Source organism: Pseudomonas sp. LBUM1656, assembly GCF_059716065.1.
In genome coordinates this window covers 5,435,821-5,455,448 of the sequence record NZ_CP166800.1, presented here as the reverse complement: position 1 = coordinate 5,455,448, position 19,628 = coordinate 5,435,821, and the positions used below count along the sequence as shown (strand labels likewise).

Below are 19,628 nucleotides of genomic sequence, written 5' to 3'. Positions count from 1 at the left end.
TTGAAGGGCATGTCCGGAAGGTACCGCTGTAGCAGCTGTCGAGCAGCGCGAGGCAGCGTTCGGCGGCGAAGCCGTCGTAAACCAGAGATTGCGGTGTGTCAGAAGAAACCGGCTGTCTGTATTGCGGCTGCTACGCAACCGAACGCAGCCTCGCGTTGCTCGACAGCTGCTACAGGGGCTCAAACGCCAGAAACTACAAGGGGAGCCGAAGCTCCCCAAGAAAGTAGTTGCATGCTCTATTTTTATTGTTGATTCGGGCTTTTTGTTTTTGTTAGGTGCCCTCGCCATGAAGCTTTTCCTTCATGACCCTCCCAATCGGGAGCCAAGAGCAAACGGATTGCTTTGGTCGCTGTGTTGCAGTGATCTTGCGATCCAACCAGTTCAGGCACTGTCTTAGGACAGTTTTTTATTATTCTCGGCCTGGTCGTGGGGCAAGCCCCAAATACAACGCCTCTCCAAAAGAATCAGTTAGCTGCGCCTCTCGCCGTCTTGTTTTTATTGTGCGTGAGTCGATTCGTCTTATTTTTATTGTCTTGTGCATTGCTTGTTATTGTTCTTGTACTGAACATATAGCAGGGTGCGTGCCAACTTTTGCGAGGCCTAGTAAAACAAGGGGTTAGGCTGGCAGATGGGGTTTTTGAAGGCAAAAAAAACCGGGGCTTCGTTACCGTAAGCCCCGGCTTCTGTTACGTGAAAAGACTGAGGTAACAGTTTTTTCACAAAGTCACGTGTTACCCGCACACCTGACAGGTGACGTTCAGCTCTCGCTGGCCACCCCGGTCTTGCGTCGCGGAATACCCAGGCGCTGACGACGTTCCCACAGGCATTTGCGGCTCACCCCGAGTTTGCGGGCCAGTTCGGTTTCCGTCATGTGGTCCTGATGCTCAAGCACGAAGTGCTGGAAGTAGTCTTCCAGCGACAGGTCTTCGGTCGGCTCATGATTGTTATTGCTGGCACCGTTGCCCTGTTGCGGGGGCAGGCCGATGAAGTCGTCGTCTTCCAGATCGCTCAGTTCGATGTCGATCCCCAGCAGCTCGGCGGAAATCTCCGGGCTCTCGCACAGGATGACGGCGCGCTCTACTGCGTTTTCCAGTTCACGAACGTTACCCGGCCAGGAGTAATGACGAATCGCCTGTTCGGCATCCGCCGCAAACTTCAGATCGGTGCGGTTGACCCGCGCGCTCTGCCGCGCCAGGAAGGCATTGGCGATCTCGTTGACGTCGGCACCGCGTTCGCGCAGGGCCGGCAATTTCAGCGCGATCACGTGGAGGCGGTAATACAAGTCTTCACGGAACTGGCCGATCTTCGCCAGGCTCTTGAGGTCCCGGTGAGTCGCGGCGATCAGGCGCACATCGACTTTCTGTGACTGGACCGAACCGACCCGACGAATCTCGCCTTCCTGCAACACGCGCAGCAAGCGGGCCTGGGCTTCCAGTGGCAGTTCGCCGATTTCGTCGAGGAACAGGGTGCCGCCATCCGCCGCTTCCACCAGACCGGCTCGCCCGGCGCTGGCGCCAGTGAACGCGCCTTTTTCGTGGCCGAACAGTTCGGACTCGATCAGGCTTTCCGGAATGGCTGCGCAGTTCACCGAAATCATCGGTGCCTTGGCGCGTCTGGACAGGTTGTGCAGGGCGCGCGCCACCAGTTCTTTACCGGTTCCGGATTCGCCCTGGATCAGGACATTGGAATCGGTCGGCGCGACTTTGCGGATCTTGCTGTACAAATCCTGCATCGGCGGGCACGAGCCGATGATGCCGATTTCGCCGTTGCTGTTATCGACACCCGGTTTCGCTGCGCCATTGCCGGCTTTGCCGGTGACCGGTTCGCCGCTGGCTGGCAGCGATTGGCGGTCACGCAAGATGCGGGCAACGGCCTGGAGCATTTCGTCGTGATCGAAAGGCTTGGCGATGTAATCGACCGCGCCCATCTTCATCGAGTCGACGGCCGAACGCAGGCTGGCGTAGCTGGTCATGATCAGCACCGGAGTGCCCTGGCCGAGCTTGATCAACTCGGTGCCCGGAGCGCCCGGCAGACGCAGGTCGCTGACGATCAGGTCGAACGTGGGAATGGTGAAGCGTTCTTGTGCTTCCTGCACTGAACCGGCTTCGCTGACCTGGTACTGGTTACGTTCCAGCAGGCGGCGCAAGGCGGAGCGGATAATTGTTTCGTCTTCGACGATCAAAATGTGCGGCATTGATTCGATACTCTCGACGGTCTCAGTTCACAGCGGACGTCGCTTCGACATGACGCGGCAAGGTCACCCGGATACGGGTGCCGCGTTGGCTTTGTACATCAGCCGGGCTGTCGATGGTGATTTGTCCATAATGCTCTTCAACGATGGAATAGACCAGTGCAAGGCCCAGACCGGTGCCTTCGCCAGGATCCTTGGTGGTGAAGAAAGGTTCGAACAATCTGTCCATGATGTTCTTCGGAATACCGCTGCCTTCGTCTTCCACGATCAGATCGACCGTGTGTTCGCCGGCTTCGCTTTTGACCCGCACCGCACTCCCGGGAGGCGAGGCGTCACGGGCGTTTGAGAGCAGGTTGATCAGTACCTGGGCGAGGCGTTGCGGATCGCCTTCGACCCAGTGATCGGGATCGCACAGGTTATAGAACTGCACTTCGAAATTGCGTCGGTTCAGGGCTAGCAAACCGATGGCATCCTGAGCCACTTCGGCCAGACAGACGGGCTCGTCGCTGTGCTGATGGCTGCCGGCGTGAGCGAAACTCATCAGCGACTGAACAATGCGTGACACGCGTTTGGTCTGCTCCAGGATCTGCCCACTGATTTCCTTCAGCTCGCCATCGTCTTCACGCTCTTCGCGCAGATTCTGCGCCAGGCAAGCAATGCCGGTGATCGGGTTGCCGATTTCATGGGCGACGCCGGCGGCGAGTCGGCCGATGCTGGCCAGGCGCTCGGAGTGCACCAGTTTGTCTTCGAGCATCTGGGTTTCGGTAAGGTCTTCCACCAGCAACACCAATCCACTGTTACCCGGCGCGAGCGGTTCATCGATCGCCGCTTTGTGCAGATTCAGCCAGCGGGTCTGGCCATCAAGGGCCAGGTGCTGCTTGTGCAAATGCTCGTCCGGCAGATTGATGAAGCCTTGCAGCAGTTCTTTCCACGGATCGGCAATGGTGCTCAAGCGCGAACCGACCACACGCTGCGCGGCAATCCCGGTCAGCTCCTCCATGGCTTTGTTCCACATGAGGATTTCCTGATCCTTGGCCAGCGAGCAAACGCCCATTGGCAATTCCTGCAAGGTCTGGCGGTGATAGCGGCGCAGGGCATCGAGTTCGGCGGCAAGGCCGGTGAGGCGCGAGTGGTAGTCCTCGAGGCGGCTTTCGATGAAGTGGATGTCTTCGGTGACGTAGTTTTCGCCGCCGGCCTTATACGGCAGGAAGGTCTCGACCATGTCCTGAGCCACGCTTGGCCCCATCAGGCCGGAGAGGTTGGCTTCGATTCGGTCGCGCAAGCGGCGCAAGGCATAAGGCCGGCGCTCGTCGAACGGTAGATAGAGATCGCGCAAGGCTTGCTCGACTTCTTTCTGCGCAGCTTTGGCGCCTAACGGCTTGGCCAGTTGTGTGGCGAATTCCTGGGGCGAGGCAGCGTGCAATTCCCGGCGTTGCGGTCGGCGCACGTTGTCCACGGCGCAGGCTTCGGCGGCGCTGGCCTCTTCGGGGCTGGCGTTGGTGAACAGCGAGATCAGGGTGAACATCAGCACGTTGGCGGCCAGGGACGCGATCGCGGCCATGTGCCAACTGGTGTCGTCCAGCACGTAGATCATGTTCAGCAGCGGAATGTAAAAGCCCTGCAGATTGCCGACCAGCGGCAACAGCATGGTCACCAGCCACACCAGAATCCCCGCCAGCAAACCCGCGATGAAGCCGCGACGGTTGGCGGTCGGCCAATACAGTACCGACAACACACCAGGCAGGAATTGCAGTGTGGCCACAAACGCGACGATGCCGAGGTTGGCCAGGTCTTGTTCGGCGCCCAGCAACAGGTAGAAGCCGTAACCGGCCATGATGATCGCAACGATCAGCGCGCGGCGGGTCCACTTCAGCCAACGATAGATGTTCCCTTCGGCCGGCGGTTGATAGAGCGGCAGCACCAAATGGTTCAGCGCCATCCCGGACAGCGCCAGGGTGGTGACGATGATCAGCCCGCTGGCGGCCGACAATCCGCCAATATAGGCGAGTAGCGCCAGCGCTTTGCTGTTGGCGGCGATACCGATGCCGAGCGTGAAGTATTCCGGATTGGTTGTGGCGCCAAGTTTCAGGCCGGCCCAGAGAATCAGCGGAACCGCCAGGCTCATCAGCAGCAGGAACAGCGGCAATCCCCAACTGGCGCTGACCAGCGAGCGCGGGTTGAGGTTCTCGGTAAAGGTCATGTGGTACATGTGCGGCATCACGATCGCCGAGGCGAAGAACACCAGCAGCAGCGTGCGCCACGGGCCTTCCTGCAACGGCGTGTGCAAGGCGGCGAGGGCGGTCTGGTTTTGCAGCAGCCACAGTTCCAGCTGTTGCGGGCCATCGAACACGCCATAAAGGGCATACAGGCCGACACCGCCAATGGCGATCAGCTTGATCACCGACTCAAACGCAATCGCGAATACCAGACCTTCATGTTTCTCGCGGGTGGCGATGTGGCGCGAGCCGAAGAAGATCGTGAACAGCGTAATCAGTGCGCAGAAACTCAGGGCCACGCGGTGCTGCACGGGCTCGCGGGTGAGGATGCCGATGGAGTCGGCGACCGCCTGAATCTGCAACGCCAGCAATGGCAGCACGCCGATCAGCATGAAAATCGTGGTCAGTGCGCCGGCCCAGGTACTGCGGAAACGGAAGGCGAACAGGTCGGCGAGCGACGATAGCTGATACGTGCGGGTAATTTTCAGGATCGGGTACAGCAACACCGGCGCCAGCAAAAACGCCCCGGAAACCCCGAGGTAACTGGACAGGAAGCCGTAGCCGTACTGATAGGCCAGGCCCACCGTGCCGTAAAACGCCCAGGCGCTGGCATACACACCCAGCGACAGGGTGTAGGTCAACGGGTGGCGAATGATCGCCCGGGGGATCATGCCTCGTTCGCTGATCCAGGCGACGCCGAACAGCACCGCCAGGTACGCGGCGCTGATCAGGATCATCTGGGTCAGGCTAAAGCTCATCGGCATCTTTTTGGCTCTGCAGGATGAAGGTCACGACGATCAGAATCAGCCAGAGCAGATAAGGGCGATACCAGGCGCCAGTGGCGTCGATCCACCAATCCATGATGGCCGGGGAGAACAGATAAATCCCCACTACCAAAAGCAGGACCAAGCGATAGATGTACATCCCGGCCTCTCTTTTTTATGCGCGTGCCCGAAAACGTGCGGCGATGGTAACGGATGGGCGCGCCACTGCAAGTGTGATCACTGTAGTTGTGCTTCGGGCAGGGTGAGTGTGCGCGGGATTAATAACGCATCCCAGTGGGCGATGCCCCAATCCAGCACTTCCCTTGGTGTCGCATAGGCCAGTTCCTTGCCCGGGTTTTGCCCCAGTGCGCGCAACGCACGCAGTAACAAAGGCGTGGCCTGATCTTCGGTCAGCGGCGGCGAGCGGTAGGATTTGCCCAGTTTGTTGCCATCGGGCTGGGTAATCAGCGGGATGTGCAGATAGCGCGGTTGCCGCAGGCCCAGCAGTTCTTGCAGGTAGAGCTGGCGCGGCGTGGAGTCCAGCAGGTCAGCGCCCCGGACGATGTCGGTGATGCCTTGCCAGGCATCGTCCAGCACCACCGCCAGTTGATAGGCGTAGAGCCCGTCGCGGCGGCGGATCACGAAATCGCCGACTTCCCGGCCCAGATGCTGGCGGAACTCGCCTTGCACGCGGTCGATGAAGTGGTAGTCCAGCTCGGGCACACGCAGTCGAATCGCCGCGTCTTCAGTGCCGTGGCCGGCATTTCGGCACAGGCCCGGGTAAATGCCGTGGTACGGCTCCAATTGTTTGCGCGAGCAGGTGCAGGCGTAAGCGAAGCCGTGATTGAACAGGCGATTGAGGACTTCGGCGTACGCCTCGTGCCGGTCGCTCTGGCGGACCATTTCGCCGTCCCACTCGAAACCGTAGCTTTCCAGGGCTTTCAAGATGGCGGCCTGAGCGCCGGGCTCTTCCCGTGGCGGATCGAGGTCTTCCATGCGCATCAGCCAGCGGCCACCCACCGTACGCGCGTCAAGGTACGAGGCCAGCGCGGCGACCAGCGAACCGAAATGCAGATGGCCACTGGGCGTGGGGGCGAAGCGTCCGATGTAGGCGGGGGAGGCGATGGCGGTCATGGGGCAAGTTTACTTTGTCTGGTCATGCGCAGTCCCTGTGGGAGCGGGCTTGCTCGCGAAGGGGCCATGAGCTTCAACATTTATGTTGTCTGACCCACCGCTTTCGTGAGCAAGCCCGCTCCCACAGGTTTACGGCTGTGGCAAATATCAGAAACAAAAACGGAGCGTTCGCACGCTCCGTTGTTCGTTCAAGGCGAGATTACTTGCCGACTTGCTTTTCCTTGATTTCCGCCAGGGTCTTGCAGTCAACGCACATGTCGGCGGTAGGGCGGGCTTCCAGTCGCTTGACGCCGATCTCGACGCCGCAGGACTCGCACCAGCCATATTCTTCGTCTTCGATCAGCTGCAGCGTCTTGTCGATCTTTTTGATCAACTTGCGCTCGCGATCGCGGGCACGCAGCTCAAGGCTGAACTCTTCTTCCTGGCTGGCACGGTCTGCCGGGTCAGGGAAGTTGGCCGCTTCGTCTTTCATGTGATCAACCGTACGGTCGACTTCCTGCATCAAGTCCTGTTTCCACTTATTCAGGATCTTGGTGAAGTGAGCGCGCATGGGCTTGCCCATGTACTCCTCGCCCTTTACTTCTTTGTAGGGTTCGAAGCCGCTGATCGACGTGTTTTGCTGCTTTGCTTGGGTGGGCATGAAATGGACCGCCTCTACTCTTGTAATCCATTGCGCAGGATTGCTCCATCACCGACACCTGCCGGCCCTGCGGCTGCAAGCGGGCGAACTTACCAGATCAAATCGGGCCGCGCTACTCCCGGATGTCGAGGTAGTGGCCCAAGGGGCTTGCAAATGATTGCAAAGCCTTGTCTGGCGGCGTTGGAGGCCTGATCAATTATTGATTTTAGTCAAACCTGGGGTACACGCTTGAGTCGTTTGTGGCCAGGGATATAACGGCTCTGACCGCTTTAGGTTCTCGCTCGTTCCGGCGCTTGGGTAGAATCGATTCTTTTCTCCGTTGTAAGGAAGGCTAATGGCTCAGTCCTACAGTGCCCGCAGTCGCGCGATCGAACCTTTCCATGTCATGGCGCTGCTGGCGCGGGCCAATGAATTGCAGGCTGCGGGTCACGATGTGATCCACCTGGAAATCGGCGAGCCGGACTTCACCACCGCCGAGCCGATCATTCAGGCCGGCCAGGCGGCACTGACGGCGGGAAAAACCCGTTACACCGCTGCGCGCGGAATCCCCGAGTTGCGCGAAGCGATCTCGAATTTCTATCAACAGCGTTACAGTTTGAACATTGATCCGCAGCGAATCCTCATCACGCCTGGCGGTTCCGGTGCGCTGTTGCTGGCCAGCGCTTTGCTGGTCGACCCGGGCAAACACTGGCTGCTGGCGGACCCGGGTTACCCGTGCAATCGGCATTTCCTGCGTTTGGTCGAAGGCGCTGCGCAACTGGTGCCGGTCGGCCCGGATGTGCGTTATCAGCTGACGCCGGATCTGGTGGCGCGCCATTGGGATCAAGACAGCGTCGGCGCCTTGGTGGCCTCGCCCGCCAACCCGACCGGGACCATCCTGACCCGCGACGAGCTGGCCGGCTTGTCGGCGGCGATCAAGGAGCGCCACGGTCATCTGGTGGTGGACGAGATCTACCATGGCCTGACTTACGGCACCGATGCTGCCAGTGTCCTGGAAGTCGATGACAGCGCCTTCGTCCTCAATAGTTTTTCCAAGTATTTCGGCATGACCGGATGGCGTCTTGGCTGGCTGGTTGCGCCTGAAGCGGCGGTCGGCGAGCTGGAAAAACTCGCGCAGAACCTCTATATCAGCGCCCCGAGCATGGCCCAGCACGCCGCACTGGCCTGCTTCGAACCGGCCACGATCAGCATTCTGGAAGAGCGTCGCGCCGAATTCGGACGTCGTCGGGATTTCCTGTTGCCAGCGCTTCGAGAACTGGGCTTCGGCATCGCCGTCGAGCCGGAAGGTGCGTTCTACTTGTACGCCGATATTAGCAAGTTCGGCGGCGATGCCTTCGCGTTCTGCCGACATTTCCTCGAAACCGAACACGTGGCAATTACCCCGGGCCTGGACTTCGGGCGCTATCAGGCCGGACATCACGTGCGTTTTGCGTACACCCAAAGCCTGCCGCGCCTGGAGGAAGCGGTCGAGCGGATCGCTCGTGGATTGCGGAGCTGGCAAGGCTGATGCGTTTTCATCCTCCCCTCGAAGAAGGTCGCCTGATCCGCCGCTACAAGCGTTTTCTCGCCGATATCGAAACCGTTGGCGGCGAGTTGCTGACAATTCACTGCCCCAACACTGGCTCGATGCTCAACTGCCAAGTAGAAGGCGGGCAAGTCTGGTTCAGTCGCTCCAACGACCCAAAACGCAAATTGCCCGGCACTTGGGAAATCGGTGAAACACCTCAAGGCCGGCAGTTTTGCGTGAACACCGGGCGCGCCAACGGATTGATCGAAGAGGCGTTGCGGGCGGGTGTGATTACCGAACTGAACGGCTTTACCGAGTTGAAACGTGAAGTGGCCTACGGGCAGGAAAGCAGCCGCATCGATTTTCGTCTCGATTACCCGGCCGGGCCGGCGTATGTGGAAGTCAAAAGCGTGACCCTGGGCTTCGACGGTTCATCGGTGGCGGCGTTTCCCGACGCGGTGACGCAGCGGGGAGCCAAGCATTTACGGGAACTGGCCCATCTGGCTCGGGACGGGATTCGCGCGGTGCAGTTGTATTGCGTCAACCTGACCGGCATTGAAGCGGTGCGTCCCGCGGAGGAGATCGATTCGGCCTACGCGGCGGCCTTGCGTGAGGCGGTGGCGTGCGGCGTCGAGGTGCTGGCTTATGGCGTGCGCTTGACCCACGAAGAAATGGTGGTTGATCGACGACTGGAAGTGCTGCTGAAAGGCTAAAGGCCGATCCAGATACCTTCTTCATCTTCGCGGCTGGCAACGGTGGTCAGGGATTGCCCGGCGCACGGGCCGGCGACGCATTCACCGTCTTCGATCAGGAACAGTGCGCCGTGGGTGGCGCACTGGATCAGGCTGTTGCTAGGGTCGAGAAACTGGTCGGGTTTCCATTCCAGCCCAACGCCCCGGTGCGGGCAGCGATTGATGTAGACATACACCTGGCCGCCCCGGCGCACGGCGAAGAGTTTCTGGCCGTCGACGTCGAAACCACGACTGCTGTTGTCAGCCAATTCGGCTCCTGTGCACAGCAACTTCATGTCTATCCTCATTCTGCAGCTCGTGACCGGATATGTCCGAGCTTGACGTTCAAATGCAAACAATTATCAAATGGCCGCTTCGCCCTTCGCCCTTCGCCCTTCGCCCTTCGCCCTTCGGGTGCAGGTGCCGGATGCCGAGGATACTTGGCCTGTCATCTCGATGCCTGGGAAAACTTAAAAGGAAGCTGTTTATGCGCCTGAGTACCCGCGTTGCTGCGCTGTGTGTCGGACTATTCGTCAGCCATCACGCCGCAGCGGCCGAGTTGCCACAGCGTTGGGTCAGTGCCGGCGGCGCCCTGTCGGAGTGGGTGAGCGCGCTGGGCGGCGAGTCGAAACTGGTCGGTGTCGATACCACCAGTCAGCATCCGGAGTCGTTGAAGGCGCTGCCGAGCATTGGCTATCAGCGGCAACTGTCGGCGGAGGGCATCTTGAGCTTACGCCCGCAGATTCTGATCGGCACCGAGGAAATGGGGCCGCCGCCGGTACTTTCGCAGGTTCGCAGTGCTGGCGTGCAGGTCGAGCTGTTCTCGGCCCAGCCCGATCTGCCGACGTTGCAGGGCAATCTGGCGCATCTAGGCAAGTTGCTCGGGGCTGAAGATAAAGCCGTGCAATTGCTCCAGACCTATCAGCTGCAACTGGACCAGCAAAAGGTCCGCGTCACTCGCGCGCAGTTGAAGGAAAAATCGCCGGGCGTGCTGTTGTTGCTCGGCCATGCGGGCGGCAAACCGCTCATCGCCGGCAAGGACACCGCCGCCGATTGGTTAATCCAACAGGCCGGTGGTCACAATCTGGCAACGCATACCGGCTACAAACCCTTTTCTGTTGAGTCGCTGGTCAGTCTGGACCCGGACGTGCTGGTGTTTGCGGACCGAGCGCTGACCGGCGATGCCGCGCGTGCGGCATTGTTCAAGGAAAACCCGATACTGTCCTCGACCCGTGCAGCCAGGGAAGGACGCGTCATGGAGCTCGATCCGACCTTGTTGGTGGGTGGATTGGGGCCACGATTGCCGGATGCGTTGAAAACGCTGTCTAACGGTTTCTACCCCGGCACTGCGGCCCAATGACCATTCTGGTTAGGCCCCGAGCCTTGTTTATTGGTTTGAGCCTGCTGTGTTTGCTGGCGATCTGGTTGTCATTGGCGCTGGGGCCGGTGAGCCTGCCGTTATTCGATACCTTGCGTGCGGCGTTGCGCATGATCGGCGTGCCTATTGCGCCCGATGGACTGGAACAGGCCGAACTGATCCTCGGGCAAATCCGTCTGCCTCGAACCTTGTTGGGCCTGGCGGTGGGTGGCGTGCTGGCATTGTCCGGCGTGGCGATGCAGGGATTGTTTCGAAACCCGCTGGCGGATCCGGGGTTGGTCGGTGTGTCGAGCGGTGCAGCGTTGGGCGCCGCTATCGCGATTGTCGGTGGTTCGGTGTTTGGCGGTCTGCCTGAATCGTTCGGACCTTATTTATTGTCGGTGTGCGCATTTCTCGGCGGGTTGGGTGTGACGGCGCTGGTGTATCGGCTGGGTCGGCGCAATGGGCAGACCAATGTCGCAACCATGCTGCTGGCCGGTATTGCGTTGACTGCGCTGGCAGGTTCGGCGGTAGGACTTTTCACCTATCTGGCCGACGACGCGACCTTGCGCACGCTGACATTCTGGAACCTGGGTAGCCTCAACGGCGCCAGTTATTCGCGGCTGTGGCCGTTGCTGTTGGTGAGCGCCGGTGTGGCACTCTGGTTGCCGCGTCGGGCCAAGGCGTTGAACGCGTTGTTGCTGGGCGAATCGGAGGCCGGTCACCTGGGCATCGACGTCGAAGGGCTCAAGCGCGAACTGGTGTTCTGCACGGCGCTGGGGGTTGGCGCGGCAGTGGCGGCGGCGGGGATGATCGGGTTTGTCGGTCTGGTGGTGCCGCATCTGGTGCGACTGCTGGCCGGTCCTGATCATCGAGTGTTGTTGCCGGCCTCGGTGCTGGCGGGTGCCAGTCTTCTGCTGTTTGCCGATCTGGTGGCGCGGCTTGCCCTGGCGCCGGCGGAATTGCCGATCGGGATTGTCACGGCCTTCATCGGTGCGCCGTTCTTTCTGTATTTACTGCTCAGAGGACGTGCCTGATGTTGCGAACCCAGAGCCTGCAAATCCGTCGAGGCACAAAGATCGTTCTGACGGACATCACACTTGAACTCAAGCCGGGCGAAGTCCTCGGCGTGTTGGGCCCCAACGGTGCTGGCAAAAGCACCTTGCTCGGCGCCTTGTGTGGCGAGTTGAAGGCTGACCACGGCAGTGTCTGGCTCGATGATCGCGAGTTGAGTCATTGGACCGGCGCGCAGCGAGCCCAGCGACTGGCGGTGTTGCCGCAGGTGTCGACCCTGGACTTCGCCTTTCGTGTCGAAGAAGTGGTCGGTATGGGCCGTTTGCCTTACCAGAGCGGGCGGGTGCGGGATGACGAGATCGTTGCCGCCGCCCTGCACGCTGCCGATGCGGGACACCTGAGTGGTCGCAGCTATCTGGCCTTGTCCGGTGGCGAGCGTCAGCGGGTGCATTTGGCGCGGGTGCTGACGCAACTCTGGCCGGGCGAAGCGGGGCAGACGCTGTTGCTCGATGAACCGACGTCGATGCTCGATCCGCTGCACCAGCACACCACGCTGCAAGCGGTGCGCGAGTTCGCCGATCACGGCGCGGCGGTGCTGGTGATCCTGCATGATCTGAACCTGGCGGCGCGCTATTGTGATCGCCTGCTATTGCTTGAAGGTGGGCGGCCGGTGGCGCTTGATACGCCCGAGCAGGTATTGCGTCCGGAACCTCTCAAAGCCGTATTCGGGCTGGAGGTTTTGGTGCAGCAGCACCCGGAACGTGGGCATCCGCTGATCATCGCCCGCTGAATATTTCATCGAGGTGAGAACATGCGTGTGATTGTGTTGTTGGCGCTGCTGGTCCTGAGTGGCTGCCAGCACCTCTCGAACCCGCCGCCGGTCACCGGTGAGATTCGTGATCTGCGCAGCGGTCAGGTCCTGACGCCCGCAGAACTGACTGTACGGCTGGCGAAACCTTCGCGTCTGATCGTCGGCGAGCAGCATGACAATCCTGATCACCATCATCTGCAATTGTGGTTGTTGCGGGCGCTGGGCGAACGTCGACCCCAGGGCAGCCTGCTGCTGGAAATGCTCACGCCGGATCAACAACCGCGCATCGATGACGTGCGCCGTGCCTCGACGCTGCCCGCAGATTTGCCCGGCGCGTTCAACTGGCAGTCGGGCTGGGACTGGAATCTTTACGGACCGATCGTGCGCTTTGTCCTGACCCAACCCTACCCGCTGCTGGCGGCCAACCTGGACACTCTTGAAGTCCGTACCGTTTATGGCAAACCGCCGACATTAAGCGGTTCGCGTTCCAATACCTCGTCGATCAAGGATGAGTTGCTGGCGCAGATCAACGACTCCCATTGCGGCCTGCTGCCCAAATCGCAGATGCCGGCGATGCTGGCGGTCCAGCAGCAACGTGATCGACGGATGGCCGAGCGTTTGCTCTCGGCTCCATTGCCTTCGCTGCTGTTTGCTGGCGCCTATCACGCGCGCAAGGATGTTGGTGTGCCGATCCACGTGCTTGATCTTGGCGAGCCTGAAGCACCAACGGTTTTGATGCTGGCGGAGCAGGGCGGCGAGGTCACGTCGGCCATGGCTGATTACGTCTGGTACACACCCGCGACACCGGCTCAGGATTACTGCGCGCAAATGCGTAAGCAGTTCGGGAAGTAAACGGGCGACTTTTCCACAGGCAAAAAAAGACCCGACAAGAGTCGGGTCAAATAACCGTGATTAGCCTGATGAGGAGATATCTGAGAGTCCGAACCAAGGGCTTTTCAAATATCGACCAGTCTCGCGACCAGTTGTGATAATCATAGCGATTCTCATTACCAAGTCAACCGCTGTTTTTTGATTTCTTTGCAATCCCCTGTTATCTGGCACAAAAGCCCCGTATTTATTGCGCTTCAGGTGGTTTTCCTGAGGCGGAATCTGTCTGTTCAATTTTTGTGGCGGGACGAGATGGCTTCCAGTTGCTTGTTCAAGGCTTCTTTGCGATCGGCTGGAATGTCGTTCCAGTGCACGTCCATCAACGCGCCTTCAATCGCATACAACAACACCTTGGACGCCCGGAATCCGCGCGTACGCACGGCCCGATAAGCATCCACCGCTCCCAGGCGGCGCAAGTCCGACGCGCTGTGGATGCCCACGGCATGCAGCCACTGCGCCGACGTCTTGCCAAGATTCTTCAGGTGTTGCAGTTCATCATTCATCAAGCCTCCTTGCGACGGCCGAACGGTGCGTGGGCGAGCCTCTCAGGAGTGTAGTCATCAGTAGGAAAAGCGTGATTGTTTGGTCGGTTTCGACGCAAAAGCTTCTAAGAGGAGGGCGCCAGGCGCTGAAGAAATTTGCGCATGCAGATGATGTGGGCAACGCAAACCAGGGTGGGAGCGGCGATGCGGCGATCCGACTTGCTCGCGAAAGCGGCTTCACATTCAACAGCTATGTCGACTGAAACTGCGTCTTCGCGAGCAAGTCGGATCGCCGCACCGCCGCACCGCCGCACCGCCGCTCCCACAGGGGGCGTGTCGTGTCAGGGGGGCAGAACGTCGTTTTTAGCGGGTGCGATAACGCAGGCGAGTACCGAAATTCATCGACATCAGAATCTCGTCAGCACTCAGCTCTGGCGGAAAGTAGGCGCCGGAGATCTGTGCGTGAGCCAGGCTCGCGCCTTCCAGGCATGCGTTGCGAAAGTCGATACCGCGCAAATCGGCGGAGCGGAAATAGGCATCGGTAAAGTCGACACCCTCGGCGTTCAGCTCACGCAGATCCAGGCCACGAAAATCGCCGCCGACCATGTCGACAGAGGCATGACCGGCACGTTCGGCATTGAAGCCGGCGATGTCGTCTTTGTGCAGCAAGGCATAAAGCGGGGTGTCGAGAAGTTTCGGCTGGCTCATGTCGCATCACCTGATGGTTTTATGACGCCAGTATAGTGCCACCATTTGACCGCCGTGAAGCCGGCGAAGGCTCCACGGCTGAAATAGTTTTTTACAGGCCTGGCATGCGCTGACGAATCTGCGCAACGACGGTGTCGAGCGTGCCGCTTTCATTGGTCTGGACGCGTTTGCTGCACAGAATCTCTGCTGGCGTCAGCGCTTCACGGGTTGCTTGCTGGGCGGCGATAACGGCGAGGTTGGCGTCGGACGGATCCTTTTTGTCTGCCTGACGTAACGCCAGCCAGCTCTCGATGACCGCTTGTGGCGCGTTGCAGTCAAGGATCAGGAACGGTGCGCCGGTGGCCTCGGCGATTTTCGCCGCGCCGTCGCGCTGGTCTCGCTTGAGGTACGTCGCATCGATGACCACCGGGAAACCGGCGCGCAGGATGACCGCGGCAATCTCATGCAGACGGCTGTAAGTGGCGGCGCTGGCGTCGGCACTATAAATGCCGGCCTGCGGGTCATTCGCTACGGTTTGCTCGCCGAACAGACGCTTGCGCTCCACATCCGAACGCAGGCGAATGGCGCCCAGCGCTTCCACCAGACGCATGGCCACGTGGCTCTTGCCGACGGCAGAAACGCCGTGGGTAATCGCCATGAAACGCGAAGGAATGGTGCTGTAGCTTTCCGCCAGGTTGGCGTAGTTGCGGTACTGGCGCAGGGTGGTGGCGCGTTGCACCGGGTCGGCTTCGGCCGGCATGCTGAACAGGCTGACCTTGGCGCGAACCAGAGCGCGGTAGGCTTTATAGAAGTTCAGCAGTTCAAGACCCTGATAGTCACCGGTCAATTCCAGGTACTGGCTGACGAAACGACGTGCCAGGCTTTTCAGGCCACGGTCTTCCAGGTCCATTGCGAGGAAACCGGTGTCGGCGTAAACGTCGGTGAAGCGGAACGGTTCGTTGAACTCGATGCAGTCGAAGATCACGACCTTGCCGTCGATGACGGTGGCGTTGCCCAGGTGGATATCGCCGTGGCATTCGCGGATGAAGCCTTCAGCCTTGCGCTGGACAAACAGCGGCTTAAGGCGTTCGAAGCTGCTTTCGGCCCAGGCTTGCAACGCATCAAGTTGCAGCAGATCGGCCTTGTCGCTGAGGAACGGGCGGATCTGTTCGAAGTTCTGGCGTACCGGCGCCATTACGCTGTCGGGCGTACCGGCTTCGTGTTCGCCAGGCACTTTCGGTGCTGTGAGGTGGAATTGGGCGATCTGCGCAGCCATTTCGTCGATGTGGGCGGTGGTCAATTCGCCATTGGCTTGCAGGGTGCTGAGCAACTGGCTTTGAGGGAACTGACGCATTTTCAGCGCGAAATCGACCACCGGACCTTCGCCGCCCAGCTGCGGTGCTTCCTCGCTGCCGGTGATCGACAACACTTCCAGATACAAATCGTCGGTAAGGCGCTGGTTGAGGCGCAGCTCTTCGCCGCAGAAATGCTCACGAGCGTCGAGGCTGGTGAAATCGAGGAAGCCGAAATTCACGGGCTTCTTCACTTTATAGGCAAAGGGGCCTGTGAGGATGACCCAGGAAATATGGGTCTCGATGACCTGGAACCCGTCGACAGGATGCGGGTAGAGGGCCGGGTTTTGCAGGGCGGCGATCAGGGACTGGCTCACAGGCGATCCTTCAAAGACTGGGAAAAATTCAAGGCCGCCATTATGGCTGCAAGTCCGCCTGACGCAAACCTCGGAGGGCTCCTGTTGAGTATGAATAAAGTGCGTATAATCCGCCGCCATGACTCGTACTCGATCCCCCCGTACCCCCAAAAAACCACCTTCCAAGGGCTTGAGCCCCTGGCTGGGCTGGGCCCTTAAACTCAGTCTGGTCGGCCTCGTGGTGCTCGCCGGGTTCGCGGTTTACCTCGACGCCGTGGTCCAGGAGAAGTTCTCCGGCAAGCGCTGGACCATTCCGGCCAAGGTGTATGCGCGCCCGCTTGAGCTGTTCACCGGCCAAAAGCTGAGCAAGGAAGACTTCCTGACCGAACTCGACGCCTTGGGCTATCGCCGCGAAGCCGTGAGCAATGGCCCCGGCGCTGCGGCGGTCAACGGAAACACCGTCGACTTGAATACCCGTGGTTTCCAGTTCTATGAAGGCCTGGAGAACGCCCAGCCGGTGCGCGTGCGCTTCTCCGGCGACTATGTGGCCGAACTTTCGGCGACCAACGGTTCGAAGCTTTCGGTCGTGCGGCTTGAGCCGCTGCTGATCGGCGGGATCTACCCGAAAAACCTCGAAGATCGCATTCTGATCAAGATCGATCAGGTCCCGCCGTACCTGCTGGAAACCCTGACGGCCGTTGAAGACCGGGATTTCTATAGCCACTGGGGCGTGTCGCCCAAGTCGATTGCCCGCGCCGTGTGGGTCAATACCTCGGGCGGCAAGATGACCCAGGGCGGCAGTACGCTGACCCAGCAGTTGGTGAAGAATTTCTACCTGACCAGCGAACGCAGCCTGACCCGTAAACTCACCGAAGCCATGATGGCGATGCTGCTTGAGCTGCATTACGACAAACGGGAAATTCTTGAGGCGTACCTCAATGAGGTGTTCGTCGGTCAGGATGGTCAACGCGCGGTGCACGGTTTTGGCCTGGCCAGTCAGTTCTTCTTCGGTCAGCCATTGTCCGAGCTGAAACTGCATCAAGTCGCAATGCTGGTGGGGATGGTCAAGGGGCCGTCTTATTACAATCCGCGTCGCAACCCGGAGCGAGCGCTGGAACGACGCAATTTGGTGCTCGATGTGCTTGAGCAGCAAGGCGTCGCCACCGCTGAACAGGTCGCCGCCGCGAAGAAAATGCCACTGGGTGTGACGACGCGCGGCAAGCTGGCGGACAGTTCTTTCCCGGGCTTCCTCGACCTGGTTAAACGTCAGTTGCGCGAAGACTACCGCGACGAAGACTTGACCGAAGAAGGCCTGCGGATCTTCACTAGTTTCGACCCGATCTTGCAGATGAAAGCCGAAGCATCGGTTAATGACACCTTTAAACGCCTGGCCGGGCGCAAGGGTTCCGATGAAGTTGAAGCGGCGATGGTCGTGACCAACCCGGAAACCGGTGAAGTCCAGGCCATGATCGGCAGCCGTCAGGCCAGTTTCGCCGGCTTCAACCGTGCGCTGGATGCGGTGCGGCCGATCGGCTCGTTGATCAAGCCTGCGGTGTATCTGACGGCCCTTGAGAAACCGAGCCAGTACACGCTGACCAGTTGGCTGTCGGACGAATCCTTCTCGATCAAAGGCGCGGACGGTCAGGTCTGGAAACCCCAGAACTACGATCGTCGTTCCCACGGTACGGTGTTCCTGTACCAGGGCCTGGCCCATTCCTACAACCTGTCGACGGCGCGTCTCGGGTTGGCGGTGGGTGTACCGAATGTCCTGAAGACACTGGCGCGCCTGGGGGTCAGTCGCGAGTTCCCTGCGTTCCCTTCGATGCTGCTGGGGGCCGGTGGCCTGACGCCGATCGAAGTGGCGACCATGTACCAGACGCTGGCCAACGGTGGTTTCAATACGCCGATGCGCGGGATTCGTAGCGTACTGACCGCCGAAGGCGAGCCGCTCAAGCGTTATCCGTTCCAGATCGAGCAGCGTTTCGACCCGGCCTCCATCTACCTGATCCAGAGCGCCATGCAGCGGGTCATGCGTGAAGGGACCGGCAGTTCGGTTTATAACGTGCTGCCGAAAACCCTGACCCTGGCGGGTAAAACCGGTACCAGTAACGACTCGCGTGACAGCTGGTTCGCCGGTTTCAGCCAGGATTTACTGGCGGTGGTCTGGCTGGGGCGCGATGACAACGGCAAGACGCCGTTCACCGGTGCCACCGGCGCATTGCAGGTCTGGACCAGTTTCATGCGCAAGGCCGATCCGCTGCCGCTGGACATGCCACAGCCGGATAATGTTGTTCAGGCCTGGGTCGATTCACGGACCGGGCAAGGTTCCGAAGGCAGCTGCCCAGGTGCCGTGCAGATGCCGTATATTCGCGGCAGCGAACCGCCTCCCGGCGCTGCTTGCGGTGGCGAAAGCCCTGCATCCGGCGAAACGGTGATGGATTGGGTCAAGGGCTGGATGAATTAAGCAAAGAGGGTTTCAAGTGAACAAGTGGTTGATTCCAGCGGTTACCGCCGTGGCTTTGCTCAGCGGTTGCTCCTCCGTACAACGTGGTTCGATCCCGGTTGTGGATTCCGGCAGCGCTGTCTCCAACAGTGAGCGAGTGTCGGCCAATGGCGGTTTCCGTCAGACGACGTCCAAACGCCCTGTGCAAGCCCAGACTCAGGCGATTCCACAAGGTGACACCGGTGTCGTCGTGATGGTCCCGGGTGGCGGCGCAGTGGCGTCGGCCCCGATCAGCACCAGCCCGATTACGCCTGGCCCGATTACCCCAGGCCCGATCGACACCTCGCCGGTGCAGTCGGCACCGGTCAATCAGGGCAGCTACAGCATGCCGTCGACGCCGAGCGGAATTCCTTCGGCGAGCTCCGGTGGCTTGTCTGCCGATGAGCAACTGGACGGTCCGGTGCTGGCATTGTTGACCACGGCTCAGCAGCAACAGGCCGGCGGCGACCTCAACGGTGCGTCCTCCAGTCTCGAGCGCGCCCAGCGTGTTGCACCGCGTGAACCGCAAGTGCTTTATCGACTGGCTCAGGTACGCATGGCCCAAGGCGATGCACCCCAGGCTGAACAGTTCGCTCGTCGTGGCCTGACGTTCGCCAATGGTCGTCCGGCGCTTCAGGCCAGCCTGTGGGAATTGATCGCCCAGGCGCGTGAGAAGCAGGGTGATTCCTCAGGTGCTGCACTGGCCCGTCAGAAGGCCAAGGTTTCGCTGTGATGGACGCACGCTTCCCGAAGATTGCCGAACAATTGCTGTTGATCGAGCGTGAGTTGCGGGTTCAGGGCTGGTGGGACGACGTTTCGCCATCCGCTGAAGCGTTATCCAGCATCGAACCGTTTTCGGTGGATACGCTGGATTTCGAGCAGTGGCTGCAATGGATCTTCCTGCCGCGGATGAAGATCATCCTCGAACAGGACCTGCCGCTGCCCAACGCGTCGGGGATCCAGGAGATGGCCGAAATGGTCTTCGCCGCCCGCAATGTCCAGGGCAAGGATCGCTATCTGCAGGTCCTGCTCAAAGAGTTCGATCTGTTGATCACCGCCTCTCGCTGACTCCGATC

18 protein-coding genes are annotated in these 19,628 nt (G+C 60.2%); 9 read left to right on the top strand and 9 right to left on the bottom strand.

What is annotated here, in order from left to right; genetic code table 11:
- Positions 1-757 precede the first annotated feature (757 nt).
- The 5 genes from ACA072_RS24655 to dksA form a co-directional block, all read right to left on the bottom strand.
- Positions 758-2,194, bottom strand: coding sequence for a sigma-54-dependent transcriptional regulator (locus ACA072_RS24655; RefSeq protein WP_109634889.1), 1,437 nt, complete (start codon positions 2,192-2,194; stop codon positions 758-760).
- A gap of 22 nt (positions 2,195-2,216) precedes the next feature.
- The gene (locus ACA072_RS24650; RefSeq protein ID WP_162556248.1) at positions 2,217-5,171 is read right to left on the bottom strand and encodes a sensor histidine kinase; all 2,955 of its coding nucleotides are present in this window, start codon (positions 5,169-5,171) and stop codon (positions 2,217-2,219) included.
- Positions 5,155-5,331 (bottom strand): hypothetical protein, encoded by a 177-nt coding sequence (locus ACA072_RS24645; RefSeq protein WP_003176118.1) that lies wholly within the window; start codon positions 5,329-5,331, stop codon positions 5,155-5,157. The genes ACA072_RS24650 and ACA072_RS24645 overlap by 17 nt, the downstream gene beginning before the upstream one ends.
- A 77-nt stretch (positions 5,332-5,408) precedes the next feature.
- Positions 5,409-6,305 (bottom strand): tRNA glutamyl-Q(34) synthetase GluQRS, encoded by an 897-nt coding sequence (gene gluQRS / locus ACA072_RS24640; RefSeq protein ID WP_497621164.1) that lies wholly within the window; start codon positions 6,303-6,305, stop codon positions 5,409-5,411.
- A 199-nt stretch (positions 6,306-6,504) separates the two neighbouring features.
- The gene (gene dksA / locus ACA072_RS24635) at positions 6,505-6,945 is read right to left on the bottom strand and encodes an RNA polymerase-binding protein DksA (protein WP_109634884.1); all 441 of its coding nucleotides are present in this window, start codon (positions 6,943-6,945) and stop codon (positions 6,505-6,507) included.
- A gap of 334 nt (positions 6,946-7,279) precedes the next feature.
- On the opposite strand from dksA, the gene ACA072_RS24630 reads away from it, so the two are divergent.
- Together ACA072_RS24630 and sfsA are read left to right on the top strand one after the other, a co-directional pair.
- A complete protein-coding gene (locus ACA072_RS24630; RefSeq protein WP_438657618.1) occupies positions 7,280-8,452 on the top strand; it encodes a pyridoxal phosphate-dependent aminotransferase in 1,173 nt (390 codons plus the stop codon).
- The gene (gene sfsA / locus ACA072_RS24625; protein WP_497621163.1) at positions 8,452-9,165 is read left to right on the top strand and encodes a DNA/RNA nuclease SfsA; all 714 of its coding nucleotides are present in this window, start codon (positions 8,452-8,454) and stop codon (positions 9,163-9,165) included. Before ACA072_RS24630 ends, sfsA begins: the two co-directional genes overlap by 1 nt.
- Here the strand turns inward: sfsA and ACA072_RS24620 are convergent.
- Entirely contained in the window at positions 9,162-9,479 is a 318-nt protein-coding gene (locus tag ACA072_RS24620; protein ID WP_497621161.1) for a Rieske (2Fe-2S) protein, read from the bottom strand. The genes sfsA and ACA072_RS24620 overlap by 4 nt on opposite strands.
- 191 nt (positions 9,480-9,670) lie before the next feature.
- Here ACA072_RS24620 and ACA072_RS24615 point away from each other — a divergent pair, with 191 nt between their 5' ends.
- The 4 genes from ACA072_RS24615 to ACA072_RS24600 are packed head-to-tail and all read left to right on the top strand — an operon-like array spanning position 9,671 to position 13,217.
- A complete protein-coding gene (locus ACA072_RS24615; RefSeq protein WP_497621160.1) occupies positions 9,671-10,543 on the top strand; it encodes a heme/hemin ABC transporter substrate-binding protein in 873 nt (290 codons plus the stop codon).
- A gap of 50 nt (positions 10,544-10,593) precedes the next feature.
- Positions 10,594-11,577, top strand: a complete 984-nt coding sequence (locus ACA072_RS24610; protein WP_178082361.1) for a FecCD family ABC transporter permease — start codon at positions 10,594-10,596, stop codon at positions 11,575-11,577.
- The gene (locus tag ACA072_RS24605) at positions 11,577-12,344 is read left to right on the top strand and encodes a heme ABC transporter ATP-binding protein (protein ID WP_497621158.1); all 768 of its coding nucleotides are present in this window, start codon (positions 11,577-11,579) and stop codon (positions 12,342-12,344) included. Before ACA072_RS24610 ends, ACA072_RS24605 begins: the two co-directional genes overlap by 1 nt.
- Before the next feature lie 21 nt (positions 12,345-12,365).
- Positions 12,366-13,217 (top strand): ChaN family lipoprotein, encoded by an 852-nt coding sequence (locus ACA072_RS24600; protein ID WP_497621156.1) that lies wholly within the window; start codon positions 12,366-12,368, stop codon positions 13,215-13,217.
- Between the two features lie 266 nt (positions 13,218-13,483).
- Here the strand turns inward: ACA072_RS24600 and ACA072_RS24595 are convergent, their stop codons facing one another.
- The 3 genes from ACA072_RS24595 to ACA072_RS24585 form a co-directional block, all read right to left on the bottom strand.
- Positions 13,484-13,756 (bottom strand): TfoX/Sxy family protein, encoded by a 273-nt coding sequence (locus ACA072_RS24595; RefSeq protein WP_010467623.1) that lies wholly within the window; start codon positions 13,754-13,756, stop codon positions 13,484-13,486.
- 342 nt (positions 13,757-14,098) lie between these two features.
- The gene (locus ACA072_RS24590; RefSeq protein WP_461955731.1) at positions 14,099-14,443 is read right to left on the bottom strand and encodes a pentapeptide repeat-containing protein; all 345 of its coding nucleotides are present in this window, start codon (positions 14,441-14,443) and stop codon (positions 14,099-14,101) included.
- Positions 14,444-14,534: 91 nt separating this feature from the next.
- Complete coding sequence (locus ACA072_RS24585) at positions 14,535-16,091, bottom strand: bifunctional aminoglycoside phosphotransferase/ATP-binding protein (RefSeq protein WP_497621155.1); 1,557 nt, start codon at positions 16,089-16,091, stop codon at positions 14,535-14,537.
- 118 nt (positions 16,092-16,209) lie between these two features.
- Here ACA072_RS24585 and mrcB point away from each other — a divergent pair, with 118 nt between their 5' ends.
- The 3 genes from mrcB to ACA072_RS24570 are packed head-to-tail and all read left to right on the top strand — an operon-like array spanning position 16,210 to position 19,620.
- Positions 16,210-18,534 carry a penicillin-binding protein 1B gene (gene mrcB, locus ACA072_RS24580; protein ID WP_462025374.1) on the top strand — a complete coding sequence of 775 codons (2,325 nt, stop codon included), beginning with the start codon at positions 16,210-16,212 and terminating at the stop codon, positions 18,532-18,534.
- Positions 18,535-18,550: 16 nt separating this feature from the next.
- Positions 18,551-19,285, top strand: coding sequence for a tetratricopeptide repeat protein (locus ACA072_RS24575; protein ID WP_497621153.1), 735 nt, complete (start codon positions 18,551-18,553; stop codon positions 19,283-19,285).
- Positions 19,285-19,620, top strand: coding sequence for a YqcC family protein (locus ACA072_RS24570; RefSeq protein WP_497621152.1), 336 nt, complete (start codon positions 19,285-19,287; stop codon positions 19,618-19,620). The genes ACA072_RS24575 and ACA072_RS24570 overlap by 1 nt, the downstream gene beginning before the upstream one ends.
- The last annotated feature ends 8 nt before the right edge of the window (positions 19,621-19,628 follow it).

Bases quoted from the DNA above. Each gene is read 5' to 3' on its own strand.
- ACA072_RS24655 (WP_109634889.1), bottom strand. From the start codon at position 2,194: ATGCCGCACATTTTGATCGTCGAAGACGAAACAATTATCCGCTCCGCC.
- ACA072_RS24650 (WP_162556248.1), bottom strand. From the start codon at position 5,171: ATGCCGATGAGCTTTAGCCTGACCCAGATGATCCTGATCAGCGCCGCG.
- ACA072_RS24645 (WP_003176118.1), bottom strand. From the start codon at position 5,331: ATGTACATCTATCGCTTGGTCCTGCTTTTGGTAGTGGGGATTTATCTG.
- gluQRS (WP_497621164.1), bottom strand. From the start codon at position 6,305: ATGACCGCCATCGCCTCCCCCGCCTACATCGGACGCTTCGCCCCCACG.
- dksA (WP_109634884.1), bottom strand. From the start codon at position 6,945: ATGCCCACCCAAGCAAAGCAGCAAAACACGTCGATCAGCGGCTTCGAA.
- ACA072_RS24630 (WP_438657618.1), top strand. From the start codon at position 7,280: ATGGCTCAGTCCTACAGTGCCCGCAGTCGCGCGATCGAACCTTTCCAT.
- sfsA (WP_497621163.1), top strand. From the start codon at position 8,452: ATGCGTTTTCATCCTCCCCTCGAAGAAGGTCGCCTGATCCGCCGCTAC.
- ACA072_RS24620 (WP_497621161.1), bottom strand. From the start codon at position 9,479: ATGAAGTTGCTGTGCACAGGAGCCGAATTGGCTGACAACAGCAGTCGT.
- ACA072_RS24615 (WP_497621160.1), top strand. From the start codon at position 9,671: ATGCGCCTGAGTACCCGCGTTGCTGCGCTGTGTGTCGGACTATTCGTC.
- ACA072_RS24605 (WP_497621158.1), top strand. From the start codon at position 11,577: ATGTTGCGAACCCAGAGCCTGCAAATCCGTCGAGGCACAAAGATCGTT.
- ACA072_RS24600 (WP_497621156.1), top strand. From the start codon at position 12,366: ATGCGTGTGATTGTGTTGTTGGCGCTGCTGGTCCTGAGTGGCTGCCAG.
- ACA072_RS24595 (WP_010467623.1), bottom strand. From the start codon at position 13,756: ATGAATGATGAACTGCAACACCTGAAGAATCTTGGCAAGACGTCGGCG.
- ACA072_RS24590 (WP_461955731.1), bottom strand. From the start codon at position 14,443: ATGAGCCAGCCGAAACTTCTCGACACCCCGCTTTATGCCTTGCTGCAC.
- mrcB (WP_462025374.1), top strand. From the start codon at position 16,210: ATGACTCGTACTCGATCCCCCCGTACCCCCAAAAAACCACCTTCCAAG.
- ACA072_RS24570 (WP_497621152.1), top strand. From the start codon at position 19,285: ATGGACGCACGCTTCCCGAAGATTGCCGAACAATTGCTGTTGATCGAG.